This is a genomic window from Methylopila capsulata, from assembly GCF_016907975.1.
GTDB lineage: Bacteria > Pseudomonadota > Alphaproteobacteria > Rhizobiales > Methylopilaceae > Methylopila > Methylopila capsulata.
Map to the genome: position 1 here is coordinate 119,542 of NZ_JAFBCY010000001.1, position 15,827 is coordinate 135,368.

Annotated in this window: 13 protein-coding genes; 12 read left to right on the top strand and 1 reads right to left on the bottom strand. The window is 69.7% G+C overall.

The annotated features are described in order from the left end of the window. Positions 1-135 precede the first annotated feature (135 nt). The gene (gene parC / locus JOD31_RS00570) at positions 136-2,379 is read left to right on the top strand and encodes a DNA topoisomerase IV subunit A (protein ID WP_204948384.1); all 2,244 of its coding nucleotides are present in this window, start codon (positions 136-138) and stop codon (positions 2,377-2,379) included. Between the two features lie 325 nt (positions 2,380-2,704). Here the strand turns inward: parC and JOD31_RS00575 are convergent, their stop codons facing one another. Continuing rightward, positions 2,705-3,835: a DUF2865 domain-containing protein gene (locus JOD31_RS00575; RefSeq protein ID WP_204948385.1), complete on the bottom strand. Its 1,131-nt coding sequence runs from the start codon at positions 3,833-3,835 to the stop codon at positions 2,705-2,707. A 313-nt stretch (positions 3,836-4,148) separates the two neighbouring features. Here JOD31_RS00575 and JOD31_RS00580 point away from each other — a divergent pair, with 313 nt between their 5' ends. The 11 genes from JOD31_RS00580 to fabZ all read left to right on the top strand — a co-directional run bounded on the left by JOD31_RS00580 (position 4,149) and on the right by fabZ (position 15,821). After that, positions 4,149-5,189, top strand: a complete 1,041-nt coding sequence (locus tag JOD31_RS00580; protein WP_204948386.1) for a 30S ribosomal protein S2 — start codon at positions 4,149-4,151, stop codon at positions 5,187-5,189. 104 nt (positions 5,190-5,293) lie between these two features. After that, entirely contained in the window at positions 5,294-6,220 is a 927-nt protein-coding gene (gene tsf, locus JOD31_RS00585) for a translation elongation factor Ts (protein WP_204948387.1), read from the top strand. A gap of 8 nt (positions 6,221-6,228) precedes the next feature. Continuing rightward, entirely contained in the window at positions 6,229-6,954 is a 726-nt protein-coding gene (pyrH, locus tag JOD31_RS00590; protein ID WP_204948388.1) for a UMP kinase, read from the top strand. Positions 6,955-6,994: 40 nt separating this feature from the next. Further along, positions 6,995-7,555, top strand: a complete 561-nt coding sequence (gene frr, locus JOD31_RS00595; protein WP_204948389.1) for a ribosome recycling factor — start codon at positions 6,995-6,997, stop codon at positions 7,553-7,555. A 63-nt stretch (positions 7,556-7,618) separates the two neighbouring features. Further along, positions 7,619-8,377 carry an isoprenyl transferase gene (locus JOD31_RS00600; RefSeq protein ID WP_204948390.1) on the top strand — a complete coding sequence of 253 codons (759 nt, stop codon included), beginning with the start codon at positions 7,619-7,621 and terminating at the stop codon, positions 8,375-8,377. After that, positions 8,374-9,231, top strand: coding sequence for a phosphatidate cytidylyltransferase (locus tag JOD31_RS00605; protein ID WP_204948391.1), 858 nt, complete (start codon positions 8,374-8,376; stop codon positions 9,229-9,231). Before JOD31_RS00600 ends, JOD31_RS00605 begins: the two co-directional genes overlap by 4 nt. A gap of 7 nt (positions 9,232-9,238) precedes the next feature. Then, the gene (gene dxr / locus JOD31_RS00610; protein ID WP_204948392.1) at positions 9,239-10,432 is read left to right on the top strand and encodes a 1-deoxy-D-xylulose-5-phosphate reductoisomerase; all 1,194 of its coding nucleotides are present in this window, start codon (positions 9,239-9,241) and stop codon (positions 10,430-10,432) included. Between the two features lie 52 nt (positions 10,433-10,484). Continuing rightward, entirely contained in the window at positions 10,485-11,633 is a 1,149-nt protein-coding gene (rseP, locus tag JOD31_RS00615) for an RIP metalloprotease RseP (protein WP_204948393.1), read from the top strand. A 185-nt stretch (positions 11,634-11,818) separates the two neighbouring features. After that, entirely contained in the window at positions 11,819-14,191 is a 2,373-nt protein-coding gene (gene bamA, locus JOD31_RS00620) for an outer membrane protein assembly factor BamA (RefSeq protein ID WP_204949296.1), read from the top strand. Between the two features lie 80 nt (positions 14,192-14,271). Beyond that, complete coding sequence (gene lpxD, locus JOD31_RS00625) at positions 14,272-15,345, top strand: UDP-3-O-(3-hydroxymyristoyl)glucosamine N-acyltransferase (RefSeq protein WP_204948394.1); 1,074 nt, start codon at positions 14,272-14,274, stop codon at positions 15,343-15,345. After that, entirely contained in the window at positions 15,342-15,821 is a 480-nt protein-coding gene (fabZ, locus tag JOD31_RS00630; RefSeq protein ID WP_204948395.1) for a 3-hydroxyacyl-ACP dehydratase FabZ, read from the top strand. The genes lpxD and fabZ overlap by 4 nt, the downstream gene beginning before the upstream one ends. Positions 15,822-15,827: the final 6 nt, after the last annotated feature.

Here is a 15,827-nt window from a genome sequence, read left to right on the forward strand (position 1 = left end):
TGCTGGGATAGGTGGGGCCGCGCGGTGGCCCGGCGACGGGCCGCCGGACACGAAAACGCGACGCGGGCGCGCCCGATCGGGGCTTGCCCCCAAGCGCTTCTTGCTCCGAATCGGCCCTGCGGTTACGTGAGAACGATGAGCGAACTTAAAGTCCCGCCCAGCGACGGCGTGCTTCCGGTCGAGCTGCGCTCCGCGCTCGAGGAGCGCTACCTCGCCTACGCGCTCTCGACCATCACCCAGCGCGCGCTGCCCGACGTCCGCGACGGGCTCAAGCCGGTTCACCGGCGCGTGCTCTGGGCGATGCGCGAGCTGAAGCTTGATCCCGGCGCGGCGTTCAAGAAATGCGCCCGCGTGGTCGGCGACACCATCGGCAAGTACCATCCGCACGGCGACCAGTCGGTCTACGACGCGCTGGTGCGCCTCGCGCAGGACTTCGCCCAGCGCTGGCCCCTGGTGGAGGGGCAGGGCAACTTCGGCAACATCGACGGCGATAACGCCGCGGCCATGCGCTACACCGAGGCGCGGCTGACCGAGGTCGCGCGTTTGCTGCTGGACGGGCTCGACGAGGACGCGGTCGACTACCGCGCGACCTACGACGGCACCGAAAAGGAGCCGATCGTCCTTCCCGGCGCCTTCCCCAACCTGCTCGCGAACGGCAGCCAGGGCATCGCGGTCGGCATGGCGACCGCGATCCCGCCGCACAACGTGGCCGAACTCGTCGAGGCCTCGCGGGCGCTGCTCGCCAACCCCGACGCCACCACCGACGACCTGCTTGTCCATGTGAAGGGGCCGGACTTCCCCACCGGCGGCGTGATCATCGACGGGCCGGGCGGCATCGCCGAGGCCTACCGCACCGGCCGCGGCGGCTTCCGCACCCGCGCGCGCTGGCATCGGGACCCGCCCGAAGGCGGGAAGTCGTGGGTGGTGGTCATCACCGAAATTCCCTGGCTCGTCCCGAAAAGCCGGCTGGTCGAGCGCATCGCGGAGCTGATCAACGACCGCAAGCTCCCGCTGGTCGTCGACGTGCGCGACGAGTCGACCGAGGACGTCCGCCTGGTGCTGGAGCCGCGGGTCCGCACCGTCGACCCGATCGTGATGATGGAATCGGTGTTCCGGCTGACGGAGCTCGAAAGCCGCATCCCGATCAACATGAACGTGCTGGTGCGCGGCCAGACGCCGATGGTGCTCGGCCTCAAGGACGTGCTCAAGCAGTGGCTGGACCACCGCCGCGAGGTCATCCAGCGCCGGGCGCAGCACCGGCTCGACGCCATCGTCCGGCGGATCGAGATCCTCGAAGGTCTGCTGATCGCCTTCCTCAACATCGACGAGGTGATCCGCATCGTCCGCCAGGCGGACGACCCGAAGGCCGACCTGATCGCGGCGTTCACGCTGACCGACACGCAGGCCGAGGCCATCCTCAACATGCGGCTGCGGTCGCTGGCGAAGCTCGAGGAGATCGAGATCCGCCGCGAGCACGACAAGCTGACCAAGGAGGGCGACGACCTGCGCGCGCTGCTGGGCTCCGAGGCCAGGCAGTGGAAGCGGGTGGGCAAGGAGCTGGACGGGCTCGCGAAGAGCTTCGGGCCGGACACGCCGCTGGGCAAGCGCCGCACCACCTTCGAGGCGCCGCCGGCGGCGACCGCCGCCGACGTCGCCGACGCCTTCGTGGAGCGCGAGCCGATCACCGTGGTCGTGTCGGAGAAGGGCTGGATCCGCGCGCTGAAGGGCCATGTGGCCGACGTCTCGACGCTGACCTTCAAGGCCGACGACGCGCTCAAGCTGTCGTTCCACGCCGAAACCACCGCGAAGCTTCTGGTGGTGACCTCGAACGGCAAGGCCTTCACGCTCGACGCCGCGAAGCTGCCGGGCGGGCGCGGAGCGGGCGAGCCGGTCCGCCTGATGGTCGACATCGACGAAGGCTCCGACGTCATCGACGTGTTCGCCGCCCGCGCCGGCGCGAAGCGCCTGGTGGCGACCAGCGACGCCCGCGGCTTCCTGGTCTCGGACGACCAGCTGCTGTCTTCGACTCGCAAGGGCCGCCAGGTCGCCAATCTCGACGGGGCCGCGCGCGTGGTGCGCTTCGCGCCCGCCGACGGCGACACGGTCGCGGTGGTCGGCCAGAACCGGAAGCTGCTGCTGTTCCCGCTCGCGCAGGTCGCCGAAATGGCCCGCGGCCGCGGCGTCCGGCTGCAGCGCTACAAGGACGGCGGCCTGTCGGACGTGAAGGTGTTCACGCTCGCGGACGGCTTCTCCTTCGTGACCAACGGCGGCAAGACCTGGTCGCTGAAGGGCGAGGAGCTGCGCGACTGGCTCGGCCACCGCGCGGAAAGCGGTCGTCTCCCGCCCCGAGGTTTCCCGGCGTCTAACACGTTCGCGTAGGGCGCTGCGGCGGCCTCCGGGCTGATCCGGCCGATCGTGAAGCTCAGCCGTCGTCCTCCGGCTTGACCGGAAGGACCCACCGTCGACGTCGGGGACCACGTCCGAGGTGAATGGTGCGGTCAAGCCGGAGCATGAAGGCGGAGGCGCGGGAAGGCCGTGCGTAGAACCGCGCTGTCGTTCCGGCCGCAGCGAAGCGTAATGCCGGAACCCATAATATCCACGGCAGTCCTCGGTTCGCGCGCGCTCATCTCGCCGCCGGCGGGATGATGGGCTCCGGGACGCCGCCCGGAGCGACGGCATGGTTCCTAGGCTGAAGCTCCGAGCCTCAGTTCGGCTGACCGAGCGGGCGGCGTTCGATCGGAGCGCCGCGGTTCAGCGGGTCGTCGAGGATGATCACGTCGTCGGAATTCGGCCGCGGGTCCGGGGCCTGCTCCTGCGGCGCGGGCTCGGCCGGCGGCCGCAGCTGCTCCTGGCGGCTCGGCCGCGCCTGGGCGGTCGGGGCCGGCGGCTTGGGCTGGCCGGCGCCCTGGGGCCGCGACAGCTCCAGCGCCTTCTGCTCGTCGACGACGATGTCGCCCTTCTTCACGGTCTTGTCCTCGACGCCCGCGAGCGCCTCCGCCCAGCTCATGCCCTCGGGACGGCACGAGCAGCCCGCCACGAACTCCTTGCGGTAGCGGAACGCGTTCTGGAGCTTGGCGTAGGCCTCGCCTTCGACGCTCGACGCCTGCTCCATCGCCCCGCCGGGATTCGGATAGGAGTAGAGCTTGGCTTCGGTCCCGGGGCAGGTCGCGCGGCAGATCGCGTCGTCGCGCTCGAAGGCGTTGCGGGTGGTCTGGAACGAGATCGGGAAGAAGAAGCCGTCGCAGGTGCGCACGCAGACCGTCCGGTAGGTCGAGACCCGCGGCGTGGACTGCGGGTCCATCTCGGGCTCGACCACGGTCTCTTCGCGCGGTCCGTCCGGACCGCCGCCGCCGAACAGCATGGAAAAGAAGCCGCGCCGTTCGGGCTCGCGCTCGATCTTGCGCTCCACGAGCCGGTACTGCGGGCCGCACTGATTCCGGGCGAGGGCGAACAGCAGGTCGCGCCGGCGCGGGTCCACGCCGCCGCCCTGCTGCGCCTGCGCGAGCTGGGCCTCGAGCTTGTCGAGGTTGGTCTCCATCTGGCCCATGCGCCGCTCGATGTCGGCGCATTCGGCCGGCGGCGACGAAAACAGGAAGCCGCGGCCGCAGCCGAGGCCACGCGCGTAGGCCTTGGTGCGGTCGAGCTCGTAGCGCTGGCGGTTGAAGTCGCGCTCGATGGCGCGCGGGTCCGGCCGGCGCGCGCCGCCGCGGTCGACCGCGGCGAGCTGCGCTTCCAGGCGCAGGCACTGGTCGGAGCCCTGCTGGGCCCGGGCGTCTCCGATCGCCGCCGCCAGCGTCAAAGCGACAGCCGCGAGCGTGACGAAACTCGACCTCATGCGCATCCTTTCCGGCGACTCGACGGGATTGGCGCCGAGAGCGTCGACCCCGGACGTACATACCCCGTCGCAACGGCTCCGCACAGAGGCGGCGGAATGAGACCGAAGTGAGGACGGCGCATGGCTGGGGCGGCGCGCTTTGACGCGCGCTCGACCGGCCGCCGTCTTGCCTTCGCCGGGGGTTTGCGCCTATAAGCCGCGCCATCCCACACGCGGGCTTCAGCGGCGATAACCAAGCCGCACCGGCGCCGGGCTCGACGATCGAGCTCCGGCGATCGCCCGCGGAGGCAACCGGAAAGACGGATTTAAGACGATGGCTGCTCCTGACTTCACCATGCGCCAGCTGCTCGAGGCGGGCGTGCACTTCGGCCACCAGGCTCACCGCTGGAACCCGAAGATGGCGCCCTACATCTTCGGCGCGCGCAACAACATCCACATCATCGATCTCGCGCAGACCGTGCCGCTGCTGCACCGCGCGCTGCAGGCCGTGTCCGACGTCGTCGCCGGCGGCGGCCGCGTGCTCATCGTCGGCACCAAGCGCCAGGCGGCCGAGGTCGTCGCGGATTCGGCCCGTCGTTCGGCGCAGTATTTCGTGAACGCTCGCTGGCTCGGCGGCATGCTGACGAACTGGAAGACCATCTCCGGCTCGATCCAGCGTCTCCGCAAGCTCGAAGAGATGCTCTCCGGCGAGGCCCAGGGCTTCACCAAGAAGGAGCGTCTGACGCTGTCGCGCGAGCGCGACAAGCTCGAGAAGACGCTCGGCGGCATCAAGGACATGGGCGGCCTGCCGAACCTGATCTTCGTGATCGACACCAACAAGGAGCAGATCGCGGTGCAGGAGGCTCGTCGCCTCGGCATTCCGGTCGCGGCCATCCTCGACACCAACTCGGACCCCGAGGGCATCACTTATCCGATCCCGGGCAACGACGACGCCGGCCGCGCGCTCGCGCTCTACGGCGACCTGATCGCCCGCGCCGCCCTTGACGGCATCGGCCGTGGCCAGGGCGACCTCGGCGTCGACCTCGGCGCCCAGGAAGAGCCGCTCGTCGAGGAGCTGCCGGCCGAGGAGGCCCCTGCGGCCGCCGCGACCGAAGAGGTCGAGGCTCCCGTCGAGGCGTTCGAGCTGCTCGCCGCCCCGCGCGGCGCGCCCGACGATCTCGCCAAGCTGTCCGGCGTCGGCCCGCAGCTCGAGCAGAAGCTGAACGAGTACGGCGTCTATCACTACTGGCAGATCGCCGCGATGAACCCGACCGACGTGGCCAAGGCCGACGCCGACCTGAAGCTCAACGGTCGCTTCGACCGCGAGGGCTGGGTCGCGCAGGCCCGCGAGCTGCTCGCCGGCCTCGCCGCGTAACGCCCGAGCTTCAGAACGCCCGCGGGTCCTCGTGATCCCGCGGGCCTCGCCTGACCCTAATCTTCGCCGCCCTTCGCAGGGCGGCGCACGTTTCAGAGGATGACATGGCCAACATCACCGCAGCCATGGTGAAGGAGCTTCGCGAGAAGACCGGCGCCGGCATGATGGACTGCAAGAACGCGCTCTCCGAGGTCGAAGGCGACATCGAGGCCGCGTTCGACTGGCTGCGCAAGAAGGGCCTCGCGAAGGCCGCGAAGAAGGCCGGCCGGGTCGCGGCCGAGGGTCTCGTCGCGCTCGCCGTAGACGGCGCCAAGGGCGTCGCGGTCGAGGTGAACGCCGAGACCGACTTCGTCGCCCGCAACGTCGAGTTCCAGGAGATGGTCTCGACCGTCGCGACCGTCGCCCTGACCGCCGGCGCGGACGTCCCCACGATCGAAGCCGCGGGTTATCCCGGCGGCGGCACGGTGGCGGAGAAGATCCAGTCGACCATCGCTCGGATCGGCGAGAACATGACGCTCCGTCGCGCGTCCGAGCTGTCGGTCTCGAAGGGCGTGATCGGCGGCTACGTCCACGGCCAGGTCGCGCCGAACCTCGGCAAGATCGCGGTGCTCGTCGCGCTCGAGTCCGAGGGCAAGACCGACGTGCTGGCGGCGCTTGGCCGGCAGATCGCGATGCATGTGGCGGCGACCAACCCGCAGGGCCTCGACGCGGCCTCGATCGATCCCGCGATCGTCGAGCGTGAGAAGGCGGTGCTGGGCGACAAGGCCCGCGAAGGCGGCAAGCCCGAGCACGTCATCGAGAAGATCGTCGAGAGCGGCATCAAGACCTTCTACAAGGAGGCCACTCTCCTCGAGCAGCCCTTCGTGCACGACGGCTCCAAGACCGTCGCGCAGGCCGTCAAGGCGGCCGAGGCCGACGCCGGCGCGCCGATCAAGCTGACGGGCTTCGTCCGTCTGGCGCTCGGCGAGGGCGTCGAGAAGGAAGAGAACGACTTCGCGGCCGAGGTCGCGGCCGCGGCCGGCACGCGCTGACGTCCGCGATGACGGGACGGCCGGAGCCGATCTACAAACGGGTGCTCGTCAAGGTCTCGGGCGAGGCCTTGATGGGTCCCGACGCCTTCGGCCTGCACCAGCCGACCGTCGACCGCATCGCCGCCGACATCGCCGCGACCCACTCCCTCGGAGTGGAGGTCGCGGTGGTCGTCGGCGGGGGCAACATCTTCCGCGGCGTGCAGGTGTCGTCCCAGGGCGTCGACCGCGCGACCGGCGACTACATGGGCATGCTCGCGACCGTGATGAACGGCCTCGCGCTGTCGGCCGCGATCACCCGCCAGGGCACCCAGGCCCGGGTGCTCTCGGCGCTCGACATGCCGGCGGTGTGCGAGACCTACACGCGGCCTCGCGCGCTGGCCCATCTCGACCGGGGCCGGGTGGTGGTGTTCGCCGCCGGGACCGGCAACCCCTTCTTCACGACCGACACCGCGGCGGCGCTGCGCGCGATCGAGACCGGTTGCGAGGCGCTGCTGAAGGCCACGCAGGTCGACGGCATCTACACCGCCGATCCGAAGAAGGACCCGACGGCGACCCGGTTCGACCGCCTGACCCACGACGACGTCCTGCACCGGGACCTCAAGGTCATGGACGCCGCGGCCTTCGCGCTTGCGCGCGAGAACGCGCTTCCGGTAATCGTCTTCTCCATTCACGAGCCCGGGTCGATCTCGGCCGTCGTGTGCGGCGAAGGACGCGCCACCACCGTGGCGAGCTGAGAGGCGGACGAACCGCCCGAACCTCAAGGACCTTCATCCCATGTCCGGATCCTTCGACCTCGACGATATCAAGCGCCGCATGCAGGGCGCCGTGGCCTCGCTCAAGAGCGACCTCGCGGGCCTGCGTACCGGCCGCGCCTCCTCCAGCCTGCTCGACCCGGTGGTCGTCGTCGCCTACGGCGCCGAGATGCCGCTCAACCAGGTCGCGACCGTGAGCGTGCCCGAGGCGCGCATGCTGAACGTCCAGGTGTGGGACCGCTCCATGACCGGAGCGGTCGAGAAGGCGATCCGGGAGGCCAACCTCGGCCTCAACCCGATCGGCGAAGGCCAGCTGCTGCGCATTCCGCTGCCGGAGCTCAACGCCGAGCGCCGCAAGGAGCTCGTGAAGGTCGCGCACAAATACGCCGAAGCCTCCCGCGTCGCCGTGCGCCACGTGCGCCGCGACGGCCTCGACACGCTGAAGAAGGCGGAGAAGGACGGCGAGATCAGCGAGGACGATCAGGTCCGCCTCGCCGAGCAGGTGCAGAAGGCGACCGACGCGGCCATCGTCGAGGTGGACCAGGCGGTGGCGGCGAAGGAAAAGGACATCATGCAGGTCTGACGCCGCGCGCCGCGAGAGCGCGTCGTCGTTTTTCCTCGAACGATCCGGGCGCCGAGCGCGATCATGTCGACCGATATGCCCAGATGGACTGAAGCCGATGAGGGCGCCGGCGCCCCACGGCACGTCGCGATCATCATGGACGGCAACGGTCGCTGGGCCGCCGCCCGCGGCCTCCCGCGCGCCGAAGGCCACCGCCGCGGCGTCGAGGCGCTCCGCAAGGCCGTGCGCTCCGCCGGCGAGCTCGGCGTCCGCTACCTCACGCTCTATAGCTTCTCCTCCGAAAACTGGTCGCGCCCCGAGGACGAGGTCTCCGACCTCATGAACCTGCTGCGCCTGTTCGTGCGCCGCGACCTCTCCGAGCTTCACCGCTCCAACGTCCGCGTGCGCGTCATCGGCGAGCGGACGGGCCTCGCCCCGGACATCGCCGGCCTGCTCGACGAAGCGGAGGGGCTCACCCGGACGAACGACGGGCTGACACTCGTGGTGGCCTTCAACTATGGCGGCCGGCAGGAGATCGTCGCCGCCGTGCGCCGGATCGCCGAGGCCGCCCGCGCGGGCGCGCTCGATCCGACGTCGATCGACCTGCAGACGATCGCCGCGAATCTCCACACCGCCGACATCCCGGACCCCGACCTCGTCATCCGCACCAGCGGCGAGCAGCGGATCTCGAACTTCCTGCTCTGGCAGTCGGCCTATTCCGAATACGTCTTCCTGCCGCAGCATTGGCCCGATTTCGACCGGGCGGCGTTCGACGCCGCGATCGCGAGCTTCCGCTCGCGCGAGCGCCGCTATGGCGGCCGCGCCGCGCGGGTGGACGCGTGAACGTCGCCGTCGCTCCGGGCCCGAGGCGCTCGTCGGAACTCGCTCTGAGGATCGTCTCCGGCGCCGTCATGGCGGCGGCTGCGCTGGCCGTGGCCTGGCTCGGCGGTCCCCTTTTCGGCCTGTTCTGGACCCTGATCGGCGTCGCCGTCGGCGTCGAATGGGCCTGGCTCGCGACGCCCGGTCCGAAAGCGCGCCGCAACACCGCGGCGATCGTCGCGGTCACGCTCGGCGCCGCCGGCGCGCTGTTCAGCGTCGGCAGCCTGTTGCTGTTCGACTACGGACTGACCCTGCCGCTGATCGTTCTCGGCGGGCTCGCCGCGGCGTTCGTGGCGCGACCGGCGCATCTCGCAGGCGTCGCCGCGCCCTACGGGGCGGCGACTTTCCTCGGCGTCATCCTGCTCCGGCAGGATCCCTCCGACGGCCTGCTCGCCACGCTCTGGCTGTTCGCAGCGGTCTGGGGCGCGGACATCGGCGCCTTCGCGACCGGCCGCACGCTGGGCGGCCCGAAGCTCGCGCCGGCGCTGTCGCCGAAGAAGACCTGGTCCGGCGCGATCGGCGGCGCCGTCATAGGAACCGGAGCGAGCCTCCTGGTGGCGCGCCTCGGCGGCGTCGAGACGCTCGGCCCTCTGGTCGTGCTCGGCTTTCTCGCGACGGTCGCGACGGTGATCGGCGATCTGTTCGAATCCGCGATGAAGCGGCGCTTCGGCGCCAAGGATTCGGGGCGGATCATCCCCGGCCATGGCGGGCTGATGGACCGCATGGACGGCTTCCTCGTCGCGGCGACGCTCGCAGCCCTCGTGGGTCTCGCCCGCGGCGGCTTCGACGGCGCGGCGCAGGGCCTGCTGCGATGGTGAGCCGCGAATGACCGGCGCGCCCCGGCGCAGGGTCACCGTGCTCGGCGCCACCGGCTCCGTCGGGCTCGCGACGGTCGACCTGCTCGAACGTCATGCGTCGCTGTTCGCGGTCGAGGCGGTCGTCGCGAACAGCGACGCGGCCGGGCTCGCGGCTGTGGCCCGAAGGCTCAACGCGCGGCGCGCGGTGGTGTCGGACGCCTCCGCGGGGCCAGCGCTGGCTGCGGCGCTCGAAGGGTCCGGCGTCGCGACGTCCGCAGGCGCCGAGGCCGCCGTCGAGGCGGCGGCGCTGCCCGTCGACTGGACCATGGCCGCGATCTCCGGCGCGGCCGGCCTCGCCCCCACCATCGCCGCCGTGCGGCAGGGCGGCGCGGTCGCGCTCGCCACCAAGGAATGCCTCGTCTGCGCGGGCGCGGCCTTCATGCGCGAGGTCGCGACCGCCGGCGCGACGCTGCTGCCGGTCGACAGCGAGCACAACGCTCTGCTGCAGGCGCTTGGCGGCCAGAGCGTCGACGACGTCGAACGCATGACGCTGACGGCCTCGGGCGGCCCGTTCCGCACATGGGAGGCGGAGCGCATCGCCCGCGCACGCCCCGAGGACGCGCTGCGGCACCCCACCTGGTCCATGGGCGCGAAGATCACGATCGATTCCGCGACCCTGATGAACAAGGGCCTTGAACTGATCGAAGCCCACCATCTGTTCGCGATCGACGCCGAACGGCTCGACGTGGTGGTCCATCCGCAGTCTGTGATCCACGGCCTCGTCACCTTCCGCGACGGCGCGGTGACCGCAGGCCTCGCCGCGGCCGACATGCGGGTTCCGATCGCGCATGCTCTCGGCCACCCGCAGCGTCTGGCTACGCCGGCCGCTCGGCTCGATCTCGCCCGCATCGGAAGCCTCACCTTCGAAGCGCCTGACATGGGCCGATTCCCCGCGCTCCGTCTGGCGCGCGAGGCGCTGGCGGCCGGGGGCGCCGCCGCGACCGTGCTCAACGCCGCGAACGAAGTGGCTGTGGCGGCTTTTCTCGCCCGCGAGATCGGCTTCGGCGACATTCCGCGCCTCGTGGAAGACTCGCTCGAGGCTGCGGATCGGCAGGGGCTGACCGCAGCGCCGGAGACCATCGCGGAGGCGATCGACCTCGACGTCGAGATTCGCAGCCTCGCATCGGGGCGCTTGCCAGAAGCCCGTCTTCGGGCGCACTAAAGGGGCAGGGGCGCGCGCGGTTACGGCGCGGGTCGGGGGTCTAGGGGATCCGATGACGTTTCTGAACGAGATGCTCGGCGCGGGCTCGGCCACGCTCGGCTACATCATTCCCTTCCTCTTCGTGCTGACGCTCGTCATCTTTTTTCACGAGCTCGGCCATTTCCTGGTCGCGCGCTGGACCGGAGTGAAGGTGCTCGCCTTCTCGCTCGGATTCGGCCCTGAGATCGTGGGCTTCAACGACCGGCGCGGCACGCGCTGGCGCCTCGCGGCGATTCCGCTCGGCGGCTACGTGCGCTTCGCCGGCGACGAGAACGCGGCGAGCGCCCCGGACGTCGACGCGCTCGAGCGCATGACGCCGGACGAGCGGCGCGGCAGCTTCTTCTTCGCGCCGCTGCCCGCCCGCGCCGCCATCGTGGCCGCGGGGCCGATCGCGAACTTCCTGCTCGCGATCGTCATCTTCGCCTGCGTCTTCATGACGGTCGGGCGCCCGGCGACCGACGCCCTGGTCGATCAGGTGGAGCCGGGAAGCGCCGCCGCCGAGGCCGGCCTCATCGCGGGCGACCTCGTGACTGCGATCGACGGCCAGAAGATTCGTTCGTTCAGCGACATGCAGCGCATCGTGAGCGTCAGCGCCGAGCGGCCGCTCACGCTGACGGTCGAGCGCGGGGAGAGCGAACTGTCGCTCACCGCCACGCCGCGCCAGCGGGAGCTGACCGACAATTTCGGCAACAAGCAGCGCGTCGGCGTGCTGGGCGTCACCCGCTCCACCACCCCCGGCAACGTCCGCTACGAGACCTTCGGTCCGATCGAAGCGGTGACCGAGGGCGCGAAAGAGACGTGGTTCGTCGTCGAGCACACCGGCCGGTATCTCGGCCGGATGGTGATCGGCCGGGAATCGACCGACCAGATCGGCGGTCCGATCCGGATCGCCAAGACCTCGGGCGACGTCGCGACGCTCGGCTTCGTCGCGCTGATCAACCTCGCCGCGATCCTCTCGGTGTCGATCGGGCTGTTGAACCTGCTGCCGATTCCGATGCTCGACGGCGGGCACCTGCTGTTCTACGCCGTCGAGGCGCTGCGCGGGCGGCCGCTCGGCGCGCGCGCGCAGGAGATGGGAATGCGCGTCGGCCTCGCCTTCGTGCTGATGCTGATGATCTTCGCGACGTGGAACGACATCGTTCATCTTTCGTCGTTAGGCTGAATTCCAACTGGGCGTGTCTGTGCCGCAACGGCGCCTGTGAAACGTCGAACCTGTGTCGAGTAGCGAGTTTGCACGTGCGTAAAAGTTCGATAGAAGCGATCGGCGTCGCACCCAGGAATCCTTTGGGCTTTCAGGGTTGCGAGCGTCCGTTCAACGGCACGAGGGCCCGTCACCCCATGAAGCGTATGGTTCGAGTAGTCGGGCGCCTTGCAGTCGCATCCTCGGTCGCCGTCGGCGCCGTGGCCGCCGGCACGGGCTTCTGGATGGCCAGCGTCACCGAAGCGCAGGCGCAGCGCGCCAGCAGCATCACGGTGCGCGGCAACCAGCGCGTCGACGCCGAGACGGTGCGCTCCTACTTCACCGGAGGCCCGCTCGATCAGGCGAAGATCGACGAGGGCATCCGCGGGCTTTACGCGAGCGGTCTGTTCTCGGACGTGCGCGTCACCCGTTCGGGCGGCGGCATCGTCGTCAGCGTGAACGAGAACCAGGTCATCAACCGCGTCGCCTTCGAGGGCAACTCGAAGGTCAAGGACGCGGTGCTGACGGCCGAGATCCAGTCCAAGGCGCGCGGGCCGTTCAACCCGGCGCTGGTCCAGGCCGACACCCAGCGCATCTCCGAGATCTACCGTCGCTCCGGCCGCTATGAGGCGACCGTCGAGGCGAAGACCATCGCCCAGCCGAACGGCCGCGTCGATCTCGTGTTCGAGATCAACGAAGGCGGCAAGACCTCGATCTCCTCGATCGAGTTCGAGGGCAACCAGGCCTATTCCGACGGCACGCTGCGCGACCAGATGACGACCACCGAGTCGAACTGGCTGAGCTGGATCAAGACCTCCGACGTCTACGACCCCGACCGCATCAACGCCGACCTCGAGCTCATCCGCCGGTTCTACCTGAACCACGGCTACGCCGACTTCCGCGTGGTCTCCGCGCGGGCCGATCTCGACAAGACGAAGAACGCCTTCGTCATCAACATCGTCGTCGACGAAGGTCAGCCCTACCGGTTCGGCGCGGTCAATGTGGAGTCGAGCGTCGCCGAAGTCGACGCCTCGACCCTGCGCGGAAAGGTGGTGTCGTCCGAGGGCTCGACCTACAGCTCGCAGGACGTGGACAAGTCGGTCGAAGCGGTGTCGCTCGATCTGGCGAGCCGCGGCTACGCCTTCGCGCAGGTTCGCCCGCGCGCCGACCGCAACCTCGAGACCCGCACCATCAACCTCACCTACGTGGTGGAAGAGGGCGCGCGCGTCTACGTCGAGCGCATCAACGTGCGCGGCAACACCCGGACCCGCGACTACGTGGTGCGCCGCGAGTTCGATATCGGCGAGGGCGACGCCTACAACCAGATCTTCATCGACCGCGCGGAGCGCCGCCTGAAGGCGCTCGGCTTCTTCAAGACCGTCCGCATGTCGACCGAGCCCGGCTCCGCGCCCGACCGCGTGATCGTGAACGTGGACGTCGAGGATCAGCCCACCGGCGAATTCTCGGTGGCCGGCGGCTACTCGACCTCGGACGGCGTCATCGGCGAGGTCGCGCTCGGCGAGCGCAACTTCCTCGGCCGCGGCCAGTACGCCCGCATCGCAGCGCAGCTCGGCCAGAACGTGCAGGGCTTCGATTTCTCGTTCACCGAGCCGTACTTCCTCGGCCAGCGTATTTCGGCCGGCATCGACCTCTACGCCAAGGAGCGGGACGAGACCGATTACTCGTCCTACAAGATCGACACCTACGGCGGCGGCGTGCGCTTCGGCTTCGCGATCACCGACGAGTTCTCGATCGGCACGCGGTACCAGCTTTACCAGCAGGATCTGAGGGTCCCAGATCGTTATAAGAAGCTCAACGACGATCGCGCGTCCGTGGCCCTTCTGGAAGCGGAGGGCAAGACCTGGACGTCGCTTGCCGGTCTCTCGCTGATCTACAACACGCTCGACGTGCCGCGTGATCCGACCCAGGGCCTCTACCTCGAGCTCAAAGGCGATGTGGCAGGTCTTGGCGGCGACGCGAAGTTCGTTCGCGGCACCTTTGATGGTCGCTACTATCACCCGATCTGGAACGAGAACTTCGTCGGCATGCTGCGTGCGCAGGCGGGTCACATCGTGGCCTTCGGCGACGACGACCTGCGGGTGCTCGACCACTTCTCGGGCGGTCCCGATCTCGTGCGCGGCTTCGAACCGCAGGGCTTTGGTCCGCGCGACGTGGGCACCAGGGGTCTGACCAACGGTAGCCCGAACGACGATCCGCTCGGCGGCACCACCTATTTCGGTGGTTCGGCGGAGGTTCAGTTTCCGATTTTCGGCCTGCCCAAGGAGATCGGCCTGAAGGGTGCGGTCTTCGCGGACGCCGGCACTGTGTTCGACTACAAGGGTATCAAGCACTTTGAAGTTGAGGACACAAACGTACGCGTGAACAACCAGGACAGCTCGAAGATCCGCTCGTCCGTCGGCGCTTCGCTGCTCTGGACCTCGCCGCTCGGCCCGATCCGCTTCGACTTCGCCCACGTGCTGAGCAAAGAAAAGTACGACGAGACCCAGTTCTTCCGGTTCTCGGGCGGCACGCGCTTCTAAGCCTTCCGAAGGCGCTCGAAATCCCGTAAACGGGCGGCGGACTCATTCGCCGCCCGTTTTCGCGTCTTGACGCAGGCCTCATGATCGAACCGCGCTTCTTTCCCTCGCCCGAACCGCTCGACCTCGATCGCCTTCTGGCGATCACGGGGGCGACCGTCGCGTCGGGCGCGGGCGAGGGGCTCGGCATCACCGGCGTCGGGCCTATCGACGCCGCAGGCCCTCACGACCTGACCTTCCTCGACAACCCCGCCTACGCGGCCTCGCTCGCCGCCAGCCGCGCCGGCGCCTGCCTGCTCGCGCCGAAGTTTCGCGATCGCGCGCCGGCGAACGCCCTCGTGCTGGTGTCGCCCGAGCCCTACCGCGCCTTCGCCCGCGTCGCCGCGGCGCTCTATCCGCACGCGGCGCGCCCGCAGCCGATCTTCGGACAGGGCGTCGCGCCCGGCGCGGTGGTGCATCCGGATGCGCGGCTGGAGGCCGACGTCACGATCGACCCCGGCGCGGTCGTCGGCCCCCGCGCCGAGATCGGCCGCGGCGCGGTCATCTGCGCCAATGCGGTGATCGGACCCGAGGTGCGGATCGGCCGGGACAGCACCGTCGGGCCGGGCGCGACGATCGTGCATGCGCTCGTCGGCGACCGAGTGATCGTCCACCAGGGCGCGCGCATCGGGCAGGACGGCTTCGGCTTCGCCATGGGCCCCGGCGGCCACCTCAAGGTGCCGCAGATCGGGCGCGTGGTGATCCAGGACGACGTCGAGATCGGCGCCAACACCACGATCGACCGCGGCGCCAACCGCGACACGGTGATCGGCGAAGGCACCAAGATCGACAACCTCGTCCAGATCGCCCACAACGTGGTGATCGGGCGGCATTGCGTGATCGTTTCGCAGGTCGGAATCTCGGGCAGCGTCACGCTGGAGGATTTCGTCGTGCTCGGCGGCCATGTCGGCGTCGTGGGCCACGTCCGCATCGGCATGGGCGCCCAGATCGCGGGCTCGAGCAACGTGCGGGAAGACGTGCCCCCCGGCGCCCGGTGGGGCGGCACGCCGGCGAAGCCGGTCCGGGACTGGTTCCGTGAAATGACCACTTTGAAGCGCATTGCGTCGGAGGGCCGGACGCGCCCCGCCAGCGACGCATCCGAAGGTTCCGAGCAATGACCGACGCAGAGACCCCCGCCGCCGCGCCCTCGACGCTTGGCGCCGCCGACATCCAGACGATCCTGTCCTACCTGCCGCACCGCTATCCGTTCCTGCTGGTGGACAAGATCGTCGACATCGACGGCGACCGGTCGGGCGTGGGCGTCAAGAACGTGACGTTCAACGAGCCGCACTTCCAGGGGCATTTCCCTGGCGCGCCGGTGATGCCGGGGGTGCTGCTGATCGAAGGCATGGCGCAGACGGCGGGCGCCATGTGCGTCTCGTCCCGCACGGCGCCGTCCTCGCCGCGCATCGTCTATTTCATGACGATCGACAAGGCGAAGTTCCGCAAGCCGGTCGTTCCGGGCGACGTGGTGAAGTACCACATGACCCAGATCAAGAAGCGCGCGAACATGTGGTGGTTCCGCGGCGAGGCCAAGGTCGACGGCGTGCTGGTCTGCGAGGCTGAAGTCTCGGCCATGCTCGTCGACAAGTGAACGTTC